This is a genomic window from Variovorax endophyticus (assembly GCF_025376855.1).
In the GTDB taxonomy this organism is placed as follows: Bacteria; Pseudomonadota; Gammaproteobacteria; order Burkholderiales; family Burkholderiaceae_C; genus Variovorax.
Genome location: NZ_JAHUTH010000018.1, coordinates 79047 through 100739, shown reverse-complemented (window position 1 = coordinate 100739; position 21693 = coordinate 79047). Strand labels below are relative to the sequence as shown.

Genomic DNA, 21693 nt, shown 5'->3' with positions numbered 1-21693 from the left:
GGTTCTTGCAAAGGGTCGATCGGGTATTCAGTGCAGCGCTTCGGCCGCGGCGTGCCGCAGCGAAGCACCGGTCTGCGCATCGAACAGGTGGAGCTGGGTCGCGTCGATGCCGAAGCGCACGCGCTCGCCGAGCCGCGGCGCCTGCGCCGAATGCACCAGCGCGGCGATCTCGCTGCCCGGGCCGTCGCCGATGCTCACGAGCACCTCGTTGCCGAGGTACTCCACCAGCTGCACCTGGCCCACGAAGGCGCCCGCGTCGTCGGGCCGCGCGAGCAGGTGGGCCGGCCGGATGCCGAGTGTGACGCGCTCGCGCCCCTCGAGCGCGAAGCGGCGCGCATCCACGCGCACCGTGCCGCCGTGCCCGCGCAGCACGGCGCCGCCGTCGCCGTGCGCCACCGTCATCTCGAGCAGGTTCATCGGCGGCGTGCCGATGAAGCCGGCCACGAAGGCCGAGCGCGGGTTCTCGTAGATCTCGCGCGGCGAGCCCACCTGCTCGATGCGGCCGTCGCGCAGCAGCACGATGCGGTCGGCCAGGGTCATGGCCTCGTGCTGGTCGTGCGTGACATAGACCGTGGTGGTGCGCAGCGTCTGGTGCAGCCGCGCGATCTCCACGCGCATGTGGTTGCGCAGCTTGGCGTCGAGGTTCGACAGCGGCTCGTCGAACAGGAACACCTTGGGCGTCTTGATCATCGCGCGCGCGATCGCCACGCGCTGCTGCTGGCCGCCCGAGAGCTCGGTCGGCCGGCGCTCGAGGTAGCGCTCCAGGCCCAGCGTGTCCGACACCTCCTTGACGCGGCGCGCGATCTCGCTCTTCGGCACCTTCAGGCGCTTGAGCCCGAAGGCGATGTTGTCGCGCACGCTCATGTGCGGATAGAGCGCGTAGTTCTGGAACACCATCGCGATGCCGCGCTCCTGCGGCGGCAGGTCGTTGACGCGCGTGCCGCCGATCAGCAGCTCGCCGCCGCTGATGTCCTCCAGGCCCGCGAGCATGCGCAGGATGGTCGACTTGCCGCAGCCCGAGGGGCCGAGGAAGACGACGAACTCGTTGTCGCAGACGTCGAGGTCGAACTGGTGCACCACTTGCGTGTCGCCGTAGCGCTTGATGATCTTGTGACAGCTGATGGCGGACATGTTGTTGCGTCTCTCGGAAAGGGGGTGCGCGGTCTTCATGCCGCGTCGCGCTTGCGCTTGAAGGCCGCGTTGAGGAAGCCGCTGAGCACGCCGATCATCAGGAGCGGCGGCAGCGACAGCAGGATCACGGAGGCATTCAGGATGCCCCAGGGCACGTCGCGCCCGAGCTGGCTCAGCTCCGAGGCCACGATGGGCAGCGTCTTGGCGTCCGAGGTGGTCAGCATCAGCGCGATCAGGAACTCGTTCCACACCAGCACGAAGCCGAAGGCGATGGCGCCGACCAGCGAGCGCGCGGCGATCGGCAGCGCCACCTTGAAGAAGATCGCGTAGGGGCCGTAGCCGTCGACGCGGCCGGCCTCCTCCACCTCCCGGGGCACCGCCTTGAAGGCCGGGATCGCGAGCCAGATCACGGTCGACAGCGTGAGCAGCGTGTAGGTCACGATCAGCGCAATGCGCGTGTCGTAGAGCTCGAGCTGCAGCCAGATCACCATCAGCGGGATCGCCACCGCCACCGGCGGCAGGAAGCGCATCGACAGCACGAAGAACTGGATGTCGTCGGCGCGCCGCACCGGGTAGCGCGCCAGCGCATACGCCGCGGGCAGGCCCAGCAGCGCGCCGATCAGCACGGCCGAGCCCACCACCACGAGCGAGTTGACGAGCCCCTGCGCCACCGCCTCGCGGCCCAGCACGTAGGCGTAGTTCTCGAGCGTGGGCGTGAAGAGGAACTTCGGCGTCGCCGAGACGATGTCGACCCGGTTCTTGAACGAGTTGAGGAAGGTCCAGAGCACCGGCACCAGCGCCGAGAGCGCGGCGGCGGCGAGCACCAGCCGCGCCACCAGGGTGCCGAGGCCCAGACGCCGGCGCGCGGCCGGGCGGATGGCGGGCGCATCGCCGGCGCGCAGCACGGGCGCGGCGGAAGTCGTGGCGGGGGTCATGCGGGCCGGGTCCATTTCCAGAGGTAGGTGAAGGCCACGGTCGAGGCCACCATCATCAGCACGGCCATGCTCGAGGCGTAGGAGATGCGGCCCGACTCGATGAAGCCCTGCGAGAAGGCGTACATGTCGAGGGTCTCGGTCGAGATGCCGGGGCCGCCGCGCGTCATCACGTAGATCAGGTCGAAGGCGCGCAGCGACTCGATCATCTTCACGAAAGCGAGGCTGATCAGCGGCGCGCGCAGCATCGGCAGCGCGACGAAGGCGTAGACCTCCCAGGGCTTCGCATGGTCCATGCGCGCCGCCTCGAAGGGCTGCGGCGGCAGGGTCTCGAGCAGCTTGAGCACGATCACCGCGAAGAACAGGCCCCACTGCCAGACGTCGACGAAGGCCACCGTGAGCAGCGCCGTGAGCGGCTGCGCGAGCAGGTCCAGCGGCTCGCCGGTGATCGCCTTGTAGGGCCAGGTCAAGAGGCCGAACAGCGGATGGAAGGCGAACTTCCAGACGAAGGCGGCCGACACGCGCGGCAGCAGCACCGGCACGATGAACAGCATGCACAGCACATTGCGCCAGCGCGGGGTGGCGCTCTGGAACAGCAGCACGCCGAGCAGCACCGCGAGCCCCATGGTGGCGCTCACGGTCAGCAGCTCCCAGGTCAGCGAGACGCCGACCGAGTTGAGGAAGCGCCGGTCCGAGAACAGCTGCAGGTAGTTGGAGAACCACACCCAGCCGATGTCGGACTGGCCGAGCTCGCGGTCCTGCAGCGACACGGCGATGGCGAACACGGTGGGCACCAGCGCCAGCACCGCGAGCACGAGCAGGCCGGGGCCGATGAAGACGAGCGGCAGTCGGGTCTTGTGAAGGGTCATCGCGGGACTCGCAAGGAACGCGGGGCCGGGCGGCTCACTTGCGGCGCCGCGCGATCAGCTGTTTGGCATAGCCGTCGAGCTCGTCGAGGCCGGCCTGGATGTCGGTGCGCGAGCCGGTGATCAGCTCCTCGAGGATGATCCCCCAGCGATCGCCGAGGTCGGGCCAGGCCGGGTCCTGCCAGAAGTTGACCGCGGTGAGCTTGCCGGTGTCGGCCAGCGCCTTGCCGAGGTCGGCGCCGTAGCGCTTCGCGAACTCGGGACTGCCCAGCACGCTGGTGCGGTTCAGTTCGCCGAACTGGCCCTCGGCGAGGCGGCGCTGCTCGTTCTTCTTCGAGGTGGCCCAGGCGATGAAGAGGCCGGCGCACTTCTTCGCCTCCTCGCTCTTGTTGGCCTTGGCGCCGATCGCCAGGCCGTGGCCGTAGCCGCCGCCGGTCAGCGGCGCTGGCGGCGTGGCATAGGCGATCTTGCCGATCACGGTCGACATCTTGGGATCGAGCGCATTGCCCGCGAGCGGCGTCGACTCGACCAGCAGCGCCACCTTGCCCGCGAGGAAGGCGCCGGTGGCCTCGTCCCAGCCGCCGGTCTTGGTGCCGGGCGCCGAGTACTTGAAGAGCTCGAGGTAGGTCTGCGTGGCCTTGAGCGCGGCGGGCGAGTCGAACACCGGCTTGTCGCCGTCGAACCACTGGCCGCCATAGCCGCGGAAGTACGGCATCCAGCGCCACACGTTGGCGCCCGAGCCGCGCTGGCCGCGCAGCGCCACGCCGTAGACGCCGTTGGCCGGGTCGTTGAGCTTCTTCGCGGCGGCCACGAATTCCTCGAGCGTGGCCGGTGGCTTGATGCCGGCCTTCTCGAGCAGGTCCTTGCGGTAGACCATCAGGTCGCCGCCGCCGGTCAGCGGCGCGAACCAGGCCTCGCCCGCATAGGTGGCGACCTTCTGGCGGCCCGGGTCGAAGTCGGCGTAGTCGTAGTCGGCCGGGTAGTACTTCGCGAGCGGCACGATCCACTTCGACTGCGCGAACAGCGGCACGTTGGCCTCGTCCACGTAGTAGACGTGGTACTTGCCCACGGTCGAGGCATCGGCGCGCGTCTTGGTGCGGCGGTCGTTCTCGTTGAGGTTGTCGATGCTGAACGAGGCGCCGGCCAGGGCCTTGAACTCGTCCTTGTACTTTTCGAGCAAGGTCAGGCCGTCACGCGGCTGCGCCAGCACCCGCACGTCCTCCTTGCACATCGCGCCCTGCGCCAGCGCGGCACCAGCGGCACCGGTCGCCAGCAGCGCCACGAGCAGCGTGCGGACGCGGGCGCGCCTCCCTGCGGATTCCTTGAACATCGCTTGTCTCCGTTGAACTTGTTGCGGATCGCCGGCCGAAGCCGGGGAACAAGCCCGCCGTGCCGGGCGCCCTTTTTCGGGGACAGCGCGACGGTGGCGGGACGGGGTGAAGCGTATGCAGCGGCTCAGCGGCGCCGCGTACCCCCCAAACGGGGTACTGGTACTTTCATGACCAGGCCGACTGGGGTTTTACCGGGGTCGTGGGCGGGTAGTGGACGGTGCGCAGCCCGAAGCGCTCCTGCGCCTGCTGGCGGTAGGCGCTGGGTGTCATGCCCTTGTGCTGCAGGAAGCGGCGGTTGAAGTTCGCGATGTTGAAGAAGCCGACCTCGTAGCAGATGTCGCTGACCAGTCGGTCCGAGGTCTGCAGCATCTGGCAGGCCTTGGCGATGCGCAGCCGGGTCACGAACTCGGTGAAGGTGCTGCCCATCTGGCGGTGGAAGTAGCGCGAGAAGCTGCTCTCGGCCATGTTCGCGATGGCGCTGACCGAGGCCAGCGAGATCTCCTCGGCCAGGTGCTCGTCGAGGTGGTCGAGCACGCGGCGCATGCGCGTGCTGGTGGCGGGGTCGCCGTCGGAGGGCTCGTCCTCGCTCGAGATCAGGCGCCAGTCCTCCCAGCGCGCGAGCTCGTGCAGCAGGCCGATGAACTCCGCCAGCCGCGCCATGCCCTCGTGCGCCTGCACGCGCTGGAAGCGCTCGCGCGCCACTTCTCCGATGCCGAAGAACTCGATGCCGCGGCGCGCGCGGTCGAGCATCGGCAGCACCGCGTCGATCTCGGGGAACAGCGCCGAGCCCTTGCGCAGCGGCTCCTCGCGGAAGTGGATCACCATGCTGCGGTCGGCGATGCCCTCGGCCGGCACGTCGTCGGAGATCCAGGTGTGCGGCAGCCGCGAGCCCACCAGCGCCACGTAGCCGGGCTCGAAGCGGCCGATGTGGTTGCCCACGAAGGCCTGGCCGGTGGTGCGGTTGATGATCTGCAGCTCGTACTCGTCGTGGTAGTGCCAGCAGTCGAAGGGCCAGGGCACGCCGTGCTGCAGGCAGCGCACGGTGCCGCCGCCCGCGGGCTCGAAGCCCAGGCGCGGGTCGCGCAGCAGTTCGTGTTCGAGTTCGGGTTTGCGGGCGGCGCGCTGGGGTCGGTTCATCGTTCGTTGTCTCCCTGCCATCAGGGCCGCCAACCGGATGCCGCGACCGCGGTGCCCATTCCCCGGGGGATCAGGCGCCAGCGACCTTCATGCGGTTGACCAGCAGCGAGCCCGTCGTCTTGGCGCCGAAAGTGTAAGCATCGGCCCCGATGGCTTCAATCCCCATCAGCATGTCCTTGAGGTTGCCGGCGATGGTGATCTCCTCCACCGGGAACGCGATGCGACCCTTTTCGACCCAGAAGCCGCTGGCGCCGCGCGAGTAGTCGCCGGTCACGTAGTTCACGCCCTGCCCCATCAGCTCGATGACGAACAGGCCGGTGCCCAGCTTCTGCAGCATGGCGTCGAGGTCGTCGCCGGCCTGCGTGAGGCGCGAGCTCAGCACCAGGTTGTGCGAGCCGCCGGCATTGCCGGTGGTCTTCATGCCGAGCTTGCGCGCCGAGTAGGTCGAGAGGAAGTAGCCCTCGAGCCGGCCCGCGTCGACCACCTTGCGCGCGCGGGTGACCACGCCCTCGTCGTCGAAGGGCGAGCTGCCCTTGCCGCGCAGCACGTGCGGGTCTTCGCTCACGTCGACGTGCGAGGGCAGCACGGGCTTGCCGAGCGAGTCGAGCAGGAAGGTGCTCTTGCGGTAGAGCGCGCCGCCGCTGGTGGCCTGCACGAGCCCGCCGAGCAGGCCCGCGGCCAGCGGCGACTCGAACAGCACCGGGCATTCCACGGTCTTGATCTTGCGCGACTTCAGCCGGCTCAGCGCGCGCTCGGCGGCGTAGCGGCCCACGGCCTGCGGGCTCGCGAGCTCGTCGGCCGAGCGCATCGAGCTGTACCAGGCGTCGCGCTGCATGTTGTCGCCCTTGCCGGCGATCGGCGCCACCGAAATCGAATGGCGCGAACTCGCGTAGCCGCCGCGGAAACCGTGGGTGTGGGCGCTGAAGAAGTGGCTCTGCTGGGCCGAGACACCCGCGCCTTCGCTGTTGGTGATGCGCTTGTCGGTCGACAGCGCGGCGGCCTCGCACTCGAGCGCCAGCTTCGCGGCCTGCTCGCTTGTCACCGCCCAGGGGTGGAACAGGTCGAGGTCGGGATGCTCCTTGGCGATGTCGGCCTCGTCGGGCAGGCCGCTGACCGGGTCCTCGGCCGTGAAGCGCGCGATGTCGTAGGCCGCCTGCACGGTCTGGGCGATGGCCGCCTCGGAGAAGTCGGAGGTGCTGGCATTGCCGCGCCGGTGGCCGACGTAGACGGTGACGCCCAGCGACTTGTCGCGGTTGCGCTCGACGTTCTCGAGTTCGCCCTTGCGCACCGAGACGCTGAGGCCGCAGCCCTCGGAAGCTTCGGCCCCCGCGTTGGTGGCCCCCAGCTTCTTGGCATGGGCCAGGGCCGAATCGACCAGGTTTTCGAAGAAGGAGCGGCTGTAGGCGAAGCCGGAGTCGGCGCGCGAGGAAGAGGTCGTCATGTGGGTGGCTATGATACTTGCGCCCCCCGTTTCCCGTTTGGCACCGTTTTCCCCTCGGTCCCGCCGCGTTGCACCGCCGCGCGGCGCGGCACAGAATCCATCCCCATGTCCCGCAAACCCAAAAAAGGCTACTTCGTCCGCGGCCAGTTCGTCGCCGAAGGCAGCGAACTCGACCTGGAGCTCAAGCGCGAGCTCAAGGGCACCGACGACGCCAGCCGCACCGACCTCAAGCGCGAGAGCGCCGAACTGCAGAAGCTCGGCGAAGAGCTCATGACCCTGCGCGCCGCGCTGTTCGACGCGCTGCCGCTCGACGAGAAGCTGGTCGAGGCGATCCGCGAGGCCAAGCGCATCACCAACTTCGAGGGCAAGCGCCGCCAGATGCAGTTCATCGGCAAGCTGATGCGCAAGCTCGACGAGCCCACGCTCGAGGCCGTGCGCGCCGCGCTGGCCGAGCAGTCCAGCGGCCCGGCCGCCGAGACCGCGCTGCTGCACGAGGCGGAGCGCTGGCGCGATCGCCTGATCGCCGACGACGATGCGCTCGGCGGCTGGATCGAGACCCACCCGGCCACCGATGCCCAGCAGCTGCGCGCCCTCGTGCGCCAGGCGCGCAAGGACATCAAGGCCGGCCCGGCCGGCGAGGCGCCGCGCCAGGGCAAGGCCTACCGCGAGGTGTTCCAGCTCGTGCGCGAGCAGCTCGCGGTGCATGGCGGCGACGACCATGCGGCAGCCGCGGCGGCGCAGGACCGGGAGGAGGACGCATGAGCGGTTTCGATCCGGTACGCATCGGCATCGTCTCGATCAGCGACCGCGCCTCGAGCGGCGCCTATGAGGACAAGGGCCTGCCCGCGCTGCAGGACTGGCTGCGCCGCGCGCTCAAGAATCCGATCGACTTCGAGCCCCGGCTGATCCCCGACGAGGCACCCGGCATCAGCGCCGCGCTGATCGAGCTGGTCGACGCCGGCTGCTCGCTGGTGCTGACCACCGGCGGTACCGGCCCCGCGCTGCGCGACGTGACGCCCGAGGCCACGCTGGCCGTGGCCCACAAGGAGATGCCGGGCTTCGGCGAGCAGATGCGCCAGATCAGCCTGCGCTTCGTGCCGACCGCGATTCTCTCGCGCCAGGTCGCGGTGATCCGCGACCAGAGCCTGATCATCAACCTGCCGGGACAGCCCAAGTCGATCGCGGAAACGCTCGAGGGCCTGAAGGACGCCGAGGGCACGCAGCTCGTGCCCGGCATCTTCGCGGCCGTGCCCTACTGCATCGACCTGATCGGCGGGCCCTACCTCGAGACCGACGACACGGTCTGCAAGGCCTTCCGCCCGAAGTCGGCGATCCGGCCCGCGCGCTGAAGCTTCAGGGCTGGACCGCCGCGCCCCGGGCCTCGACCTCCTTGAGGCAGGCCTGCACCGCGGCATTCGACGCCTGCTCGTAGCAGCGCGAGGCGGCCGCACGCAGCTGCTTCTGCTGTTCGCGGCGCTGCTGCGCGTTGTCGAGCTGCCAGGTCATGAGCCATTGCATGGCCAGCGCCAGCGCGATGCCGAAGCCGATGGCGGCGCCGACCACCGTCGAGCGCCAGGTCCTCGTGGGGGACGCGGAATCCGCGGGCACCGATGCCGCGTCGAAGGCCATCGGCGAATGCGAGGGTGCGTCGCTTCTGCGGCGCCGCGGCTCGCGGGCGGCGGCCTCGATGGAAGGCGAATAAGACTGGCGGTGGCTGCGGCTCATCGGTCCTGTGTGCTGTGATTCGCGGCGGATTGTGCGCCATCCGCGAGTCACGGACTGCTCAGGTGCCGAAGCCGTGCGTCTCCCCCGCCTGCTCGCAAGGCACGCGCTCGGCCTGCACGGTCGAATGGTGGATGTCGAAGCGCTCGGCCAGCAGCGCGCGCAACCGCTGCACCAGCGGCGCGAGGTCGTCGATACCGGGCGCGCTCACCACGTGCACGCTGAGGCTCACCTTGCCGCTGGACAGCGCCCACACGTGCAGGTCGTGCAGGCTGGCCACGCCCTCGCTCGCGAGCAGCGCGCGCTCCACCTCGGGCAGGTCGACCTCGTCGGGCACGCCCTCGAGCAGCACGTTGAGGCTCTCGCGCAGCAGGCGCCAGGTGCGCGGCAGCACCCACAGGCCGATGGCCACCGCGATCAGCGAATCGACCCAGGCCCAGCCGGTGAAGCGGATCACCAGGGCGCCGACGATCACGCCCACCGAGCCCAGCATGTCGGCCCAGACCTCGAGGTAGGCGCCCTTGACGTTGAGGCTCCTGTCCTTGCCGCTGGCCAGCAGGCGCATGCCGATCAGGTTGACGACCAGCCCGCCCGCGGCCACGAGCAGCATCATGGTCGACTGGATCTCGGCCGGCGCCGCGATGCGCCGCCAGGCTTCGTAGAGCACGTAGATCGCCACCAGGAACAGCAGCACCGCGTTGAGCACCGCCGCGAGGATCTCGAAGCGGTGGTAGCCGAAGGTGCGGCGCCGGTCGGCCGGCCGCCGGCCGATGCGAATGGCGGCCAGCGAGATCGCCAGCGCCACCGTGTCGGTGAACATGTGGGCGGCATCGGACAGCAGCGCGAGGCTGCCCGAGACCAGCCCGCCGACCACCTCCGCCACGAGGTAGGTCGAGGTCAGCAGCAGCGCCCAGCGCAGTGCCTTCTCGTTGGCGCCGGCGCCGTGCGAATGCTCATGGGCCATGGGATGCCTGCGGTTCGGGGTCGATGGGCGCGCCCTGCCGACGTTCCAGCAGCGCCGCTTCGTCCTCCTCGTCGTCGCGCCGGTGCGCGATCCGGTAGAGCAGCGGCAGCACCAGCAGCGTGAGCGCGGTCGAGGACAGGATACCGCCGATCACCACCGTGGCCAACGGCCGCTGCACCTCGGCGCCGGTGCCGGTGGCGATGGCCATCGGCACGAAGCCCAGCGAGGCCACCAGCGCGGTCATCAGCACCGGCCGCAGCCGGGTCAGCGCGCCCTCGCGGATCGCGGCATCGAGCGGCAGGCCGCCCTCGCGCAGGTTGCGGATGAAGGACAGCATCACCAGCCCGTTGAGCACCGCCACGCCCGACAGCGCGATGAAGCCCACCGCGGCCGAGATCGACAGCGGGATGTCGCGCAGCCACAGCGCCACGATGCCGCCGGTGAGCGCGAACGGGATGCCGGTGAAGACCAGCAGGCCGTCCTTGAGGTTGCCGAACATCGCGAACAGCAGCACGAACACCAGCATCAGCGACACCGGCACCACGATCTGCAGCCGCTTCGTCGCCGACTCGAGGTTCTCGTACTGGCCGCCCCAGTCGGTCCAGTAGCCCACGGGGATGCGCACCGACTGCATCGCCTGCTCGGCCTCGGCCACGAAGGATCCGAGGTCGCGCCCGCGCACGTTGGCGCTGACCACGATGCGGCGCTTGCCGTCCTCGCGGCTGACCTGGTTCGGGCCGGGCGCGACCGACAAGGTGGCGACCTCGCCGAGCGGGATGAAGCTCAGCCGCTGGCCCTCGGGCGCGGCGCCGGTGGCGCCCTGCATCGTGCTGCCGGCAACGCCCGTGGGCGCGGCCGTGCCGCGCGGCAGCGCGATCGGCAGCCGCTGGATCGCCTCCAGGTCGGTGCGCAGGTTCTCGGGCAGGCGCACCACGATGCCGAAGCGCCGGTCGCCGTCGAACAGGGTGCCGGCCTCGCGGCCGCCGACCGCGGTCGAGATCGCGTCCTGCACGTCGCCCACGTTGAGGCCGTAGCGCGCGGTCTTGCCGCGGTCGATCTCCACCGTGAGCATCGGCAGGCCCGTGGTCTGCTCGACCTTGACCTCGGCCGCGCCTGCGATGCCGTTGAGCACACCGGCCACCTGCGCGGCGGTCTTCTCGAGCACCGCCATGTCGTCGCCGAAGATCTTCACCGCCACGTCGCTGCGCACGCCCGAGATCAGCTCGTTGAAGCGCAGCTGGATCGGCTGCGAGAACTCGTAGTTGTTGCCCGGCAGCTTCTCGACCTCCTCCTGCACCGCCACCAGCAGCTCGGCGCGGCTGCGCTTGGGCGTGGGCCATTCGCTCTCGGGCTTGAGCATGATGTAGCCGTCGGAGATGTTCGGCGGCATCGGGTCGGAGGCGATCTCGGCCGTGCCGGTGCGCGCGAACACGCGCTCGATCTCGGGGAACTTGGCCTTCAGCGTGCGCTCGAGCTGCTGCTGCATCTCGACCGACTGCGTGAGGCTGGTGCCCGGGATGCGCAGCGCCTGGATCGCGAAGTCGCCCTCGCTGAGGCTGGGCACGAACTCGGTGCCCAGGCGCGTGGCCAAGAGGCCCGAGAGCACCACCGCCACCGAGGCCAGCGTGATCACCAGCGGCTTGGCGTTCATCACGCGCGCCAGCAGCGGCTCGTAGGCGCGGCGCGCCCAGGTCATCAGCCGGTTCTCCTTCTCGCCGACCTTGCTGCCGATGAACAGCGCCACGGCCGCCGGAATGAAGGTGATCGACAGGATCATCGCGCCCAGCAGCGCGATCACCACCGTGAAGGCCATCGGGTGGAACAGCTTTCCCTCGACGCCGGTGAGCGCGAAGATCGGCAGGTACACGATCATGATGATGAGCTGGCCGAACAGCAGCGGCCGGCGCGCCTCCTGCGAGGCCGCGAAGACCTCGTGGAAGCGTTCGCTGCGCGTGAGCGGCCGGCCCTTGTGGGCCTGCGCATGGGCCAGGCGCCGCACGCAGTTCTCCACGATCACCACTGCGCCGTCGATGATGATGCCGAAGTCCAGCGCGCCCAGGCTCATGAGGTTGGCGCTGATGCGCTGGTTCACCATGCCGGTGAAGGTGAACAGCATCGACAGCGGGATCACCAGCGCGGTGATGACGGCCGCTCGGATGTTGCCGAGGAACAGGAACAGGATCGCGATCACCAGCACCGCGCCCTCGAGCAGGTTCTTCTTCACCGTGGCGATGGCCTTGTCGACCAGCACCGTGCGGTCGTACACCGTCACCGCCTTCACGCCCTCGGGCAGGGTGCGGTTGATCTCCTGCATCTTGCGGTCGACCGCCTGCGAGACGCTGCGGCTGTTCTCGCCGATCAGCATGAACACCGTGCCCAGCACCACCTCGCGGCCGTTGTCGGTGGCGGCGCCCGTGCGCAGCTCCTGGCCGATGCCGACCTGCGCCACGTCGGACACGCGCAACGGCACGCCCTGCGCGTTGCCGAGGATCACGTTGCCGATGTCCTCGGCCGACTTCACCTGGCCCGGCGCGCGGATCAGGTACTGCTCGCCGCGCTTCTCGATGTAGCCCGCGCCCACGTTGGCGTTGTTGCGGTCGAGCGCGGTCACGATGTCGGTCATCGTGAGGCCGTGCGCGAGCAGCTTGGCGGGATCGGGCGCGATCTGGAACTCCTTGGCGTAGCCGCCGATGGAGTTGATCTCGGTCACGCCCGGCACGTTGCGCAGCTGCGGCTTGATGATCCAGTCCTGGATCTCGCGCAGGTCGGTCGACGTGTAGGGCTGGCCGTCGGGCCGCTTCGCGCCCTCTTCCGTCTCCACGGTCCAGAGGTAGATCTCGCCCAGGCCGGTGGAGATCGGCCCCACCACCGGCGAGATCCCCTCGGGCATCTTCTCGCGCGCCGACTGGATGCGCTCGTTGACGAGCTGGCGCGCGAAGTAGATGTCGGTGCCGTCCTTGAAGATCACGGTCACCTGCGACAGCCCGTAGCGCGACAGCGAGCGCGTCTGCTGCAGGCCCGGCAGGCCGGCCATCACGGTCTCGATCGGGTAGGTCACGCGCTGCTCGGTCTCCAGCGGCGAGTAGCCGGGCGCGGCGGTGTTGATCTGCACCTGCACGTTGGTGATGTCGGGCACCGCGTCGATGGGCAGCTTCTGGTAGCTGAACACGCCGAGCGCGGCCATGCCCAGCACCGCGAGCAGCACCAGCCAGCGCTGCTCGATGGCGAATCGGATCACACGTTCGAACATCGTGCGTCCTCAGTGGGTGTGGGTCGCAGAGGCCTTGCCCTGCTGCGACTTGACGACGAAGCTGCCCGCGGCGGCATAGGCCTGGCCCGGCTTCAGGCCGCCCGTGATCTCGATGCGCTTTCCGTCGCTGCGACCGGTCTGCACGGCCTGCGGCATGAAGCCGCCGGGCACGCGCAGGAACACGGTGGGCTTGTCCTCCACGCTCTGCACCGCCTCGGCCGACACCGTGACCGGCGCCTGCAGCTCGGAGGCCACCAGCTCGACGTTGACGAACAGCCCCGGGCGCCACACGCGCTGCGGGTTGTTGAGCGTCACGCGCGCGGTCGCGGTGCGCGTCTGCGCGCCGAGCAGCGCGCCCACGTACGAGACCTTGCCCTGCGCCACCTGGTCGAAGGCGGTGGAACGGATGTTGACCGTCTCGCCGGTGCGCACCAGCGGCAGGTGCTGCGCGGGCACGCTGATCTCGGCCCAGACGGTGGACAGGTCGGAGACGGTGAAGACGTTGGCGTCTTCCTTGACCGATTCGCCGAGCGAGATGTGCTTCTCGACCACCAGCCCGTCGAAGGGCGCGCGCAGTTCGTAGCGGCCCAGCGCGCCGCCGCCCGAGCCCGGCACGGCGCCGAGCGCCAGCAGCTTCTGGTTGGCGTTGGCGACCGCGATCTGCGCCTCCTGCATCGCCTGCTGCGCCTGCAGGTAGTCCTGCTGCGGCGAGATCTTCTCCTCCCACAGCTTCTTTTCGCGCTCGTAGGTGCTGCGCGCCAGCTCGAGCCGGCGCTGCGCCGACTGCAGCTCGCTGCGCTGCTCCGACAGCGCCGGGCTCGAGATCACCGCCAGCACCTGGCCGCGCCGGACCTCCTGCCCGAGGTTGGCGGGCACGCTGTCGACCACGCCCGGCACGCGCGGCACCACGTGCGCCGTGCGGTCCTCGTTGAAGCGGATCTCGCCCGGCAGTTGCAGCGCGGTGCGGATGTTCGCGGGGCCGGTGGTCTCGATCGCCACGCCGGCGGCCTGGATCTGGGCCTCGGTGAAGGCGATCCTGCGGTCCTCGCCCTCGTGCCCGCCGGCGGCGGCCTTGGGTTCGGCCTTGGTCTCGCCCTTCGCTTCGCCTTTTGCTTCGCCCTTGGCCTCCTCCTTGGCCCCGTGCCCGTGGCCGTCGTCGCCGGCCGCGGCCTTCTTCTCGCCCTTGCCCTCCTCCTCGTGGTGCTCGCCATCGGCATGGCCCTTCGCCTCCTCGTGGTCATGGCCATGGCCGGCGGCTTCCTTGCCGCTCTCGTGGTGCTCCTCGTCGGCATGCGCGGCCGACTCGGCGTGGCCGCCGGCGGGCTTCGACGGTCCTCCGGTGCGCAGGATCAGCGCGCCGACGGCCAGCCCCGCGGCCAGTACGACGGCGATCGCGATCCATTGCTTGCGGCCCACGGCGGGCGCGGCGTTCTTGCGTTCTTGTTCGATGCTCATGGGAAACCTCAGCGGGTGACAGCGGAATGGGGGGTGGCGGCGGGAATGGCGGCCACGGGGGCCGGGGTGGCGAGGTCGTCGGACAGGCCCTCGGTGCCGAGCAGCCGGTCGAGCTCGCCCGCGGCGCGGTGCGCCTCGGCCAGCGCCAGCAGGTACTGCGCGCGCACCTGGAACAGCGTGCGCTGCGCATCGAGTGCCTCGAGGAAGCTGAACTTGCCGAGCTCGAAGCCCTTGGTGGCCGCGCGCCAGGCCTCGGCCGCGCCGGGCAGCGCGTCGCGCTGCAGGGTCTCGGCGGTGGCGCGCGCCGAGCGCAGCCGCTCGCCCGCCTGGGCCAGGTCGGCGCCGAGCTGCAGTTCGGCGGCCGCGAGTTCGTCGCGCGCCTTCTCCTCGCGGCTCAGGGCCTCGGCGAGGTTGCCGCGGTTGGTGTCGAAGATCGGCAGCGGCACCGACAGGCCCAGCACCACCTGGTCACGGCGCGAACCGCCGGTGCCGCCCTCGCCCTCGGAAGCCGGTACGCGCTTGGCGCCCAGCGACACGGTCACGTCGGGAATGCGCTTGGCGCGCTCCAGCTCGGACAGCGCGCGCCGGCGCTCGACCTCGAGCCGCGCCTGGCGCAGCGCCGGTGCCTCGGCACGGCGCAGCGCCACCTCCTGCTCGCTCATCGGCTGCGGCAGGCCATCGACCGCGCCTTCGACCTGCGTGAAGCGCGGCGCCGGATTGCCCCACAGCGCCGCGAGCTGCTGGCGCGCCGTGCGCAGGGTGCCCTCGGCCTGCATCAGCTCGACGCGGATGCCGGCCTCGGCCACGCGCGAGCGGGTTTCTTCGAGCGGCGAGACCTTGCCGGCCGCCACGCGGTTGGCCGCGGCGCGCGTGGCCGCCTGCGCGAGGCCCACCGAGTCCTGCGCCAGCCGCAGCCGTTCCTGCGCCGACAGCACCTCGAAGAACAGCGTGATCGCGGTGGCGCGCAGTTCGGCGCGCTTGGCCGCGAGCGCGGACTCGGCCTGGTCGCGCGCGCGTTCGGCCGCGCTCACGCGCGCCGCGCGCTTGCCGCCGAGCTCGATCGGCTGGCTCAGCTGGACGGTGGTGGTGCGGTTGTCGCGCCGCGTGTCCTCGAGCGTCACGTCTAGCGTGGGATTGGGCCAGGCGCCGGCCTGCACCAGCGCGCCATCGGTGGCCTCGCGCTCGCGCCGGGCCGCGAACAGGCCCGGGTTGGCCTGGAACGCCAGCGCGAGCGCGCTGCGCAGGGTCAGCGAGCCCGCGGGCTCGAGGCTGGCGGAGGCCTGCGATGAGGCAGCAGAAGTGGAAGTGCCGGTCGCGGCCTGCTGCGTGGGCAGCGAAGGCTGGGCGAAGACCGGGGGTACCGCCAAGGCCAACACGGCCAGCGGCACGAAGAGCGTGCGCATCGGATTCTCCTGGGTTGCGAAACAACGAACGGGAAAATCCGGCGAGAGCTCAGTGCATGAACGGTGTCAGTGCGAAAAGGGAATGAAGGCGTGCTCTCGCCGGATCAGGCGGCGAGAGTCCATGCGGGGCGCACGGGCACTTCGGGGATGTGGGAGTCGAAGGACTCGGCGAGCACGGCGCGCGGGCCCTGCGGAACGAAGGCGATGCCGGGCACTTCGGCGGGCGCCGCCACGGCATGCTGCGCATGACCGAAGTGGCACAGGGCACAGTCGCCGATCGCGGGATTCGGCACGTTGCCGGCGTCCTTCGACGTACCCGCGTCGGCGTGGCTGCGATCCTCGGCCGCGTTGCCCGGATGCTCGTGGTGGCCCCAGTGCTGCGTCTGCGCGTCCTGTTCGTGCGCGCAATAGGCGGCCGACATCGCCCAGCTGTACTGGAGCGGAAGCAGGAACACCAGGAAGATCAACAGCCAGCGGCGCATGGGAGCGGGAGTATATCGACGGCACCTGCGTTGCCGGGCCTCTCAAGACCCCACGGAACGCGGGTGCAGCGCAATGTACGACGCCTCGAAAGGGCTTTGTCCGTCAGACGGATTACGAATTTGTAACCCCCTGCGGAGCCCCTGTTTCATTACCATCCGGCGATGCGAATTCTTGTGATCGAGGACGAGCCCAAGCTGGGCGACTACCTCAAGAAAGGCCTGGAGGAGAACGGTTACGTCGTCGACATCGCGCGCGACGGCATCGAGGGCCGCTACCTGGCCACCGAGGGCGACTACGGCCTGATCCTGCTCGACGTGATGCTCCCGGGCATCGATGGATTCGCGGTGCTCAAGGCGATACGCCGCACCAAGAACGTCCCGGTGCTGGTGCTGACCGCGCGCGACAAGGTCGAGGACCGCGTGAACGGCCTGCAGCAGGGCGCCGACGACTACCTGGTCAAGCCCTTCTCGTTCTCGGAACTGCTCGCGCGCATCCAGGCCCTGCTGCGCCGCGGCCAGGCCCAAGACGCCACCGTGTTGCGTCTGGCCGACCTCGAGCTCGACCTCGCGAGCCGCAAGTGCCAGCGCGCGCGCAAGCGCGTCGACCTGACCTCGAAGGAATTCATGCTGCTGACCGTGCTGCTGCGCCGGCGCGGCCAGATCCTGTCGCGCACCACGCTGGCCGAGCAGGTGTGGGATATGAACTTCGACAGCGACACCAACGTGGTCGAGGTGGCGATCCGCCGGCTGCGCGGCAAGATCGACGATCCCTTCGAGGTGAAGCTGCTGCACACGGTGCGCGGCATGGGCTACGTGCTCGAAGACCGCTCCTGGGCCTGAGGGCCCGGTCTCCCGTCCCTCTCCCGGCGAGCATGCGCGCCCCCTCCATACGCCGCCGGCTGTCGCTCTGGTTCGCGGCCCAGACCTTCTTCGGCCTGAGCGTGGTGTGCCTCGCGGTCTACCTCGTCACGGCCTGGAACTTCGGCGCCAAGCAGGACACCGAGATCGCGCACAAGGCCGAGCTGGTGCAGCACCTGCTGGCCGAGAGCGAGAAGGCCGGCGATCTCTCGACCCTGCGGCACAAGCTCGAGGACTTCTTCTCGATGGAGGACGAGTTCAGCCTCTCGATCGTCACGGCCACGGGCGACACCATCTTCCGCTCCGCGCCGCCGGCCGGCGGGCGCTGGGTGCGCAGCGACCTGCGCGTGCCGTGGCGCGCGCCGGGCGCGCAGGCCGCGCCGCTCACGGTCTCGATCGGCATCAGCGTGGCCAACGACGCGCGCCTGCTCGAGCGCCTGGCCTGGACCCTGCTGGGCGCGGTGCTGCTGGGCACGGCGCTGGTCTCGCTGACCGGCTTCTGGCTGGTGCGGCGCGGCTTGCGGCCACTGAAGGCGCTGGCCGAGCGCACCGCGGCGATGGCGCCCGACCGGCCCAACGAGCCCATCGACGCGCTGGCCTTCGCCGAAGAGCTGCAACCCTGGATCACGCAGTTCAACGCACTGCTGTTGCGCGTGCAGCGCGCCTACGTGCAGCTCGAGTCCTTCAACGCCGACGTGGCGCATGAGCTGCGCACGCCGCTGGCCAACCTGATCGGCTCGACCGAGCTCGCGCTGACCCGGCCGCGCGGCAACGAGGAGCTGCAGGCGGTGCTGGCCTCCAACCTCGAGGAGATCGGCCGCCTCTCGGGCATCGTGACCGACATGCTGTTCCTCTCGCAGGCCGAACGCGGCGGCGCGACGCGCTCGCGCGCGACCGTGAGCCTGGCGGCGCAGGCGGTGGACGTGATCGACTTCCACGACGCGATGCTCGAGGAGGCCGGGCTGCAGGCGCGCGTCGAAGGCGATGCCAGGGTCGACGTCGATGCGGCGCTGGTGCGCCGCGCGCTGTCGAACCTGCTGGGCAATGCCATCCGCTTCGCGGCGCCGGGATCGACCGTCGCGATCGAGATCGGCCCCGACAGCGGCCCGGGCAGCCAGCGCGACGCGATCGCGCTGGTGCTCGTCAACCGCGGCGCCGCCATCGCGCCCGAGGTGCTGCCGCGGCTGTTCGAGCGCTTCTACCGCGCGGCCCCGGCGCGCGACGGCTCGGCCCGCCACCATGGGCTGGGCCTGTCGATCGTCGAGGCCATCGCGCGCATGCATGGCGGGCGCGTGTTCGCGGCCAGCCATGACGGCACGACGCGCATCGGCTTCACGGTGCCAACGCAACCGTGACGCGCGGGCGCTCGGCCGCTTTCGGCCGCTGACGCCTTTCTTCTTCATCGCACACGCAACGCCCGAGAACTTTGGGCTTCTTTCGCGGAACTGCGCGTACCTTTCGTCGGCCAAGCCGGGTTTATCCCGATACGGCGCGGGCGCCGCGCCCCCAAGAATCCGCCCTCAATAAAAAGCACGGACGTTCGTTTTATTAACCGGCACCCAAGGAGATGAGCATGAATGGATTTTTCGGTGGCCTGCTGCGCCGCCTGGCGCTTTCCACGGTCTTCGCCCTGCTGGGCCCCCTGAGCCTTCTGGGCATCGCGGCGCCCGCGCAGGCGCAGGACACCGCCACCCAGACCAGGTACCCCATCGTGCTCGTGCACGGCCTGTTCGGTTTCGATTCGCTGTTCGGCGTCGACTACTGGTACGGCATTCCCTCGGCGCTGCAGCGCAGCGGCGCGCGCGTGTTCGTGGCGCAGGTGTCGGCCGCCAACAGCACCGAGGTGCGCGGCGAGCAGTTGCTCGCCCAGGTGAAGAACATCCTGGCGATCACGGGCGCCGCCAAGGTCAACCTGGTGGGCCATTCGCACGGCGGCCCGACCATCCGCTACGTGGCGGGCGTGGCGCCGCAGCTGGTGGCCTCGGTGACCTCGGTGGCCGGTCCGAACAAGGGCTCGCGCGTGGCCGACATCCTGCGCGGCACCGTGCCGGCCGGCTCGCTCGGCGAGAGCGTGCTCAACGGCGCGGTGAATGCCTTCGTCGCGCTCATCAACCTCGGTTCGGGCGGCACCGGGCTGCCGCAGATGCCGGTGGCCGCGCTGAACTCGCTGACCGCGGCCGGCTCGGCCGACTTCACGCGCCGCTTCCCGCAGGCCGTGCCCACGGGCTGCGGCGACGGCGCCGAGGTGGTCGACGGCGTGCGCTACTACTCGTGGACCGGCAAGCAGCCCGTGACCAACCTGCTCGACCCCAGCGACGCTTCGCTCGGCCTGCTGAGCCTGAGCTTCGGCGAGACCAACGACGGGCTGGTGGCCGTGTGCTCCTCGCGGCTGGGCAAGCACCTGGGCGACTACCGCCAGAACCACCTCGACGAGGTGAACCAGCTGCTCGGCGTGCGCGACTGGCTCGCGCCCGACCCGGTCGCGCTGTACCGCCAGCACGCCACCCGCCTCAAGCAGATCGGCCTGTGACGCGCCGCTGGCCCCTGGTTCTGGCCGCGGCCGCGGTGGTGGCGCTCGGCGGCTGGTGGTTCGGCATGTCGGGCCCGGCGGACAGCGAGGCGCGCACGGGCGAGGCCGCGTCGGCCGGTCTCGCGCCCTTGCCGCGGGCACCCGCGGTCACCGCGCCTGCAGCCATCGCCGACAGCTTCCTCACGCCGAACCTGCGCGACCGCATCGAGGCGCTCTTGCTCGAGGCCGGCGAGGCCGCGAGCCCCGAGGACCTCAAGCGCCGCGTCGAGGCGCTGGTGCCCGCGCACTTCGCGCCGCACGAGGCGGCGCGCGCCCGGGCGCTGCTGGGCCGCTACGTCGACTACCGCGTGGCGCTCGGCGCGCTGCAGCTGCCGGCCGACCTCGGCGATCCGCGCGCGCTGCGCGACACGGTCGAGGCGCGCCGCCGGGTGCGCGAACAGCACTTCATGCCCGACGAATACCAGGCGCTGTTCGGTGCCGACGACGACTTCGACCGCTACAGCCTCGCGCGGCTCGAGATCGAGCGCAACACCGGTCTCACGCCCGCGCAGCGCCAGGCCGCGCTCGAGGACAACGAGCGCAGCCTCGGCGAGACCCAGCGCGCGCAGCGCGCCCAGACCGTGGCCCAGCTCCAGGTGGCCTCGCAGACCGCGGCGCTCGAGGCGCGCGGCGCCAGCGACCAGGAACGCTTCGCCGAACGCAGCGCTCAGTACGGCGCGCCGGCCGCGCAGCAGCTCGCGCAGCTCGACCGCGAGGAACGCGACTGGCAGGGGCGGCTCGCGCAGTACGCGGCATTGCAATCGGCCAAGGCCGACGCGCAGTCGCTCGAACAGATGAAGCAGCAGCTCTTCACGCCCGAGGAACGGATGCGGCTGGAAGCGGCGCTGCAGTTGCGCGCGCAGGCGGCGGCCGCGGCGCCGTCGATGACGCCGCGCTAGGACTCCACGCGCGCCGCCTCGGCCGCGCGCGCCTCGCGCCCCATCACGAGGTTGATCAGCGGCCCCGTCATCGCCGTGGTCGCCAGCGCCATCACCAGCAGCATGGTGAAGAGCTCGGGGCCGATCAGGCCGACGTCGAGGCCGATCTTGATGACGATCAGTTCCATCAGTCCGCGCGCGTTCATCAGCGCGCCGGTCGCCAGGCTGTCGCGCCAGCCGTAGCCGGCCAGGCGCGCGCCGATCGCGCCGCCGGCCAGCTTGCCGACGCTGGCGACCGCGACGATCAGCAGCAGCGCGCCGATGCCGGCACCCGAGAAGGCGCTGGCCGTGGTGCCCAGTCCCGCGAGCGCGAAGAACAGCGGCATCAGCAGCACGATCGACAGCGGCTCGATGCGCTCCTGCAGCGAACGCAGCAGGCGGTCGTCGCGCGGCAGGCAGGCACCGAACAGGAAGGCGCCGAACACCGCGTGCAGGTGCAGCCATTCGGTGAGCAGGGCCGAGACCAGCAGGCCGATCATCAGCGAGGCCAGCACCGTGGTCGAGGGCTCGCCGTCGGGCGCGCGGGTGCGCAGCAGCCAGGCATAGGCCGGCTTCAGGCCGAGGAACAGGAAGGCGAACAGCGCCACCGCGCCGCCGCCGGTGCGCAGCAGCCCGAGGTAGCCCTCGCCCGCGCCGGCCAGCGCCACCACGAAGGCCAGCAGCACCCAGGCGAAGACGTCGACCACCGCGGCCGCGCCCAGCGAGAGCTGGCCGAAGGGGGTGCGCGTCAGGCCGCGGTCCTTGAGGATGCGCGCCATCACCGGGAACGCGGTGATCGACAGCGCCGCCGCGATGAACAGCGCGAAGGGCCAGAAGCCCACGCCGGCCGGTGCCAGCGAAGGATGCAGCGCGGGCGCGATCGCCAGGCCCAGGCCCAGCGGCGCGATCACGCTGGCGATGCCGACCCAGCCGGCCGACCGGAGCTGCGCCTTCACGCCCTGCGAGGCGCGCAGCTCGAGGCCGACCACGAACATGAACAGCACCAGGCCCACGGTGGCGAGCGCCGACAGGCCGCCGAGCGACTCCCTGGCGAAGATCTGGCCATGCAGCGAGGGGAACAGCGCGCCCATGACGGCGGGACCCAGCATCAGGCCGGCGGCCATCTCGCCGACCACGCCCGGTTGGCCGAGATGGCGCAGCACCCAGCCGCAGACGCGGGCCGTGCCGAGGATGACGATGAGTTGCAGCAGCAGCGTCGTGGTGGAAATCGGCGG

At 70.5% G+C, this 21693-nt stretch carries 19 protein-coding genes; 6 read left to right on the top strand and 13 right to left on the bottom strand.

The window, feature by feature from the left end:
* Positions 1 to 27: 27 nt before the first annotated feature.
* From KV106_RS22940 to pmbA, 6 genes are all read right to left on the bottom strand, one after another.
* The gene (locus KV106_RS22940; RefSeq protein ID WP_261212562.1) at positions 28 to 1131 is read right to left on the bottom strand and encodes an ABC transporter ATP-binding protein; all 1104 of its coding nucleotides are present in this window, start codon (positions 1129 to 1131) and stop codon (positions 28 to 30) included.
* 35 nt (positions 1132 to 1166) lie between these two features.
* Entirely contained in the window at positions 1167 to 2066 is a 900-nt protein-coding gene (locus KV106_RS22935; RefSeq protein WP_261212561.1) for a carbohydrate ABC transporter permease, read from the bottom strand.
* Complete coding sequence (locus tag KV106_RS22930; RefSeq protein WP_261212560.1) at positions 2063 to 2932, bottom strand: carbohydrate ABC transporter permease; 870 nt, start codon at positions 2930 to 2932, stop codon at positions 2063 to 2065. The genes KV106_RS22935 and KV106_RS22930 overlap by 4 nt, the downstream gene beginning before the upstream one ends.
* 34 nt (positions 2933 to 2966) lie before the next feature.
* Entirely contained in the window at positions 2967 to 4259 is a 1293-nt protein-coding gene (locus KV106_RS22925) for an ABC transporter substrate-binding protein (protein WP_261212558.1), read from the bottom strand.
* 166 nt (positions 4260 to 4425) lie between these two features.
* Positions 4426 to 5397: a helix-turn-helix domain-containing protein gene (locus tag KV106_RS22920; RefSeq protein WP_057592129.1), complete on the bottom strand. Its 972-nt coding sequence runs from the start codon at positions 5395 to 5397 to the stop codon at positions 4426 to 4428.
* Positions 5398 to 5467: 70 nt separating this feature from the next.
* On the bottom strand, positions 5468 to 6838 hold the full coding sequence (gene pmbA / locus KV106_RS22915; RefSeq protein WP_261212557.1) for a metalloprotease PmbA: 1371 nt from the start codon (positions 6836 to 6838) through the stop codon (positions 5468 to 5470).
* Positions 6839 to 6943: 105 nt separating this feature from the next.
* On the opposite strand from pmbA, the gene yjgA reads away from it, so the two are divergent.
* Both yjgA and mog read left to right on the top strand, forming a co-directional pair.
* Positions 6944 to 7600, top strand: coding sequence for a ribosome biogenesis factor YjgA (gene yjgA / locus KV106_RS22910; protein WP_057592127.1), 657 nt, complete (start codon positions 6944 to 6946; stop codon positions 7598 to 7600).
* A complete protein-coding gene (gene mog / locus KV106_RS22905) occupies positions 7597 to 8187 on the top strand; it encodes a molybdopterin adenylyltransferase (protein ID WP_261212556.1) in 591 nt (196 codons plus the stop codon). Before yjgA ends, mog begins: the two co-directional genes overlap by 4 nt.
* A 4-nt stretch (positions 8188 to 8191) precedes the next feature.
* On the opposite strand, the gene KV106_RS22900 is transcribed toward mog, so the two are convergent.
* The 6 genes from KV106_RS22900 to czcI form a co-directional block, all read right to left on the bottom strand.
* The gene (locus KV106_RS22900; RefSeq protein WP_172705412.1) at positions 8192 to 8563 is read right to left on the bottom strand and encodes a hypothetical protein; all 372 of its coding nucleotides are present in this window, start codon (positions 8561 to 8563) and stop codon (positions 8192 to 8194) included.
* A gap of 58 nt (positions 8564 to 8621) precedes the next feature.
* Positions 8622 to 9524 (bottom strand): cation diffusion facilitator family transporter, encoded by a 903-nt coding sequence (locus tag KV106_RS22895; RefSeq protein WP_057592124.1) that lies wholly within the window; start codon positions 9522 to 9524, stop codon positions 8622 to 8624.
* A complete protein-coding gene (locus KV106_RS22890; protein WP_261212555.1) occupies positions 9514 to 12774 on the bottom strand; it encodes a CusA/CzcA family heavy metal efflux RND transporter in 3261 nt (1086 codons plus the stop codon). The genes KV106_RS22895 and KV106_RS22890 overlap by 11 nt, the downstream gene beginning before the upstream one ends.
* A gap of 9 nt (positions 12775 to 12783) precedes the next feature.
* A complete protein-coding gene (locus KV106_RS22885) occupies positions 12784 to 14229 on the bottom strand; it encodes an efflux RND transporter periplasmic adaptor subunit (protein ID WP_261212552.1) in 1446 nt (481 codons plus the stop codon).
* A gap of 8 nt (positions 14230 to 14237) precedes the next feature.
* Positions 14238 to 15632: a TolC family protein gene (locus KV106_RS22880; protein ID WP_261212551.1), complete on the bottom strand. Its 1395-nt coding sequence runs from the start codon at positions 15630 to 15632 to the stop codon at positions 14238 to 14240.
* 104 nt (positions 15633 to 15736) lie between these two features.
* Positions 15737 to 16114, bottom strand: a complete 378-nt coding sequence (gene czcI, locus KV106_RS22875) for a cation efflux protein, CzcI family (RefSeq protein WP_057594848.1) — start codon at positions 16112 to 16114, stop codon at positions 15737 to 15739.
* 162 nt (positions 16115 to 16276) lie between these two features.
* Here czcI and KV106_RS22870 point away from each other — a divergent pair, with 162 nt between their 5' ends.
* From KV106_RS22870 to KV106_RS22855, 4 genes are all read left to right on the top strand, one after another.
* A complete protein-coding gene (locus KV106_RS22870; protein WP_057594849.1) occupies positions 16277 to 16954 on the top strand; it encodes a heavy metal response regulator transcription factor in 678 nt (225 codons plus the stop codon).
* 32 nt (positions 16955 to 16986) lie between these two features.
* Positions 16987 to 18327, top strand: coding sequence for a heavy metal sensor histidine kinase (locus tag KV106_RS22865; protein WP_261212549.1), 1341 nt, complete (start codon positions 16987 to 16989; stop codon positions 18325 to 18327).
* A 218-nt stretch (positions 18328 to 18545) separates the two neighbouring features.
* Positions 18546 to 19502, top strand: a complete 957-nt coding sequence (locus tag KV106_RS22860) for an esterase/lipase family protein (RefSeq protein WP_261212547.1) — start codon at positions 18546 to 18548, stop codon at positions 19500 to 19502.
* Complete coding sequence (locus tag KV106_RS22855) at positions 19499 to 20440, top strand: lipase secretion chaperone (protein WP_261212545.1); 942 nt, start codon at positions 19499 to 19501, stop codon at positions 20438 to 20440. Before KV106_RS22860 ends, KV106_RS22855 begins: the two co-directional genes overlap by 4 nt.
* On the opposite strand, the gene KV106_RS22850 is transcribed toward KV106_RS22855, so the two are convergent.
* Positions 20437 to 21651 (bottom strand): cation:proton antiporter, encoded by a 1215-nt coding sequence (locus KV106_RS22850; protein WP_261212654.1) that lies wholly within the window; start codon positions 21649 to 21651, stop codon positions 20437 to 20439. The genes KV106_RS22855 and KV106_RS22850 overlap by 4 nt on opposite strands.
* Between the last annotated feature and the right edge of the window lie 42 nt (positions 21652 to 21693).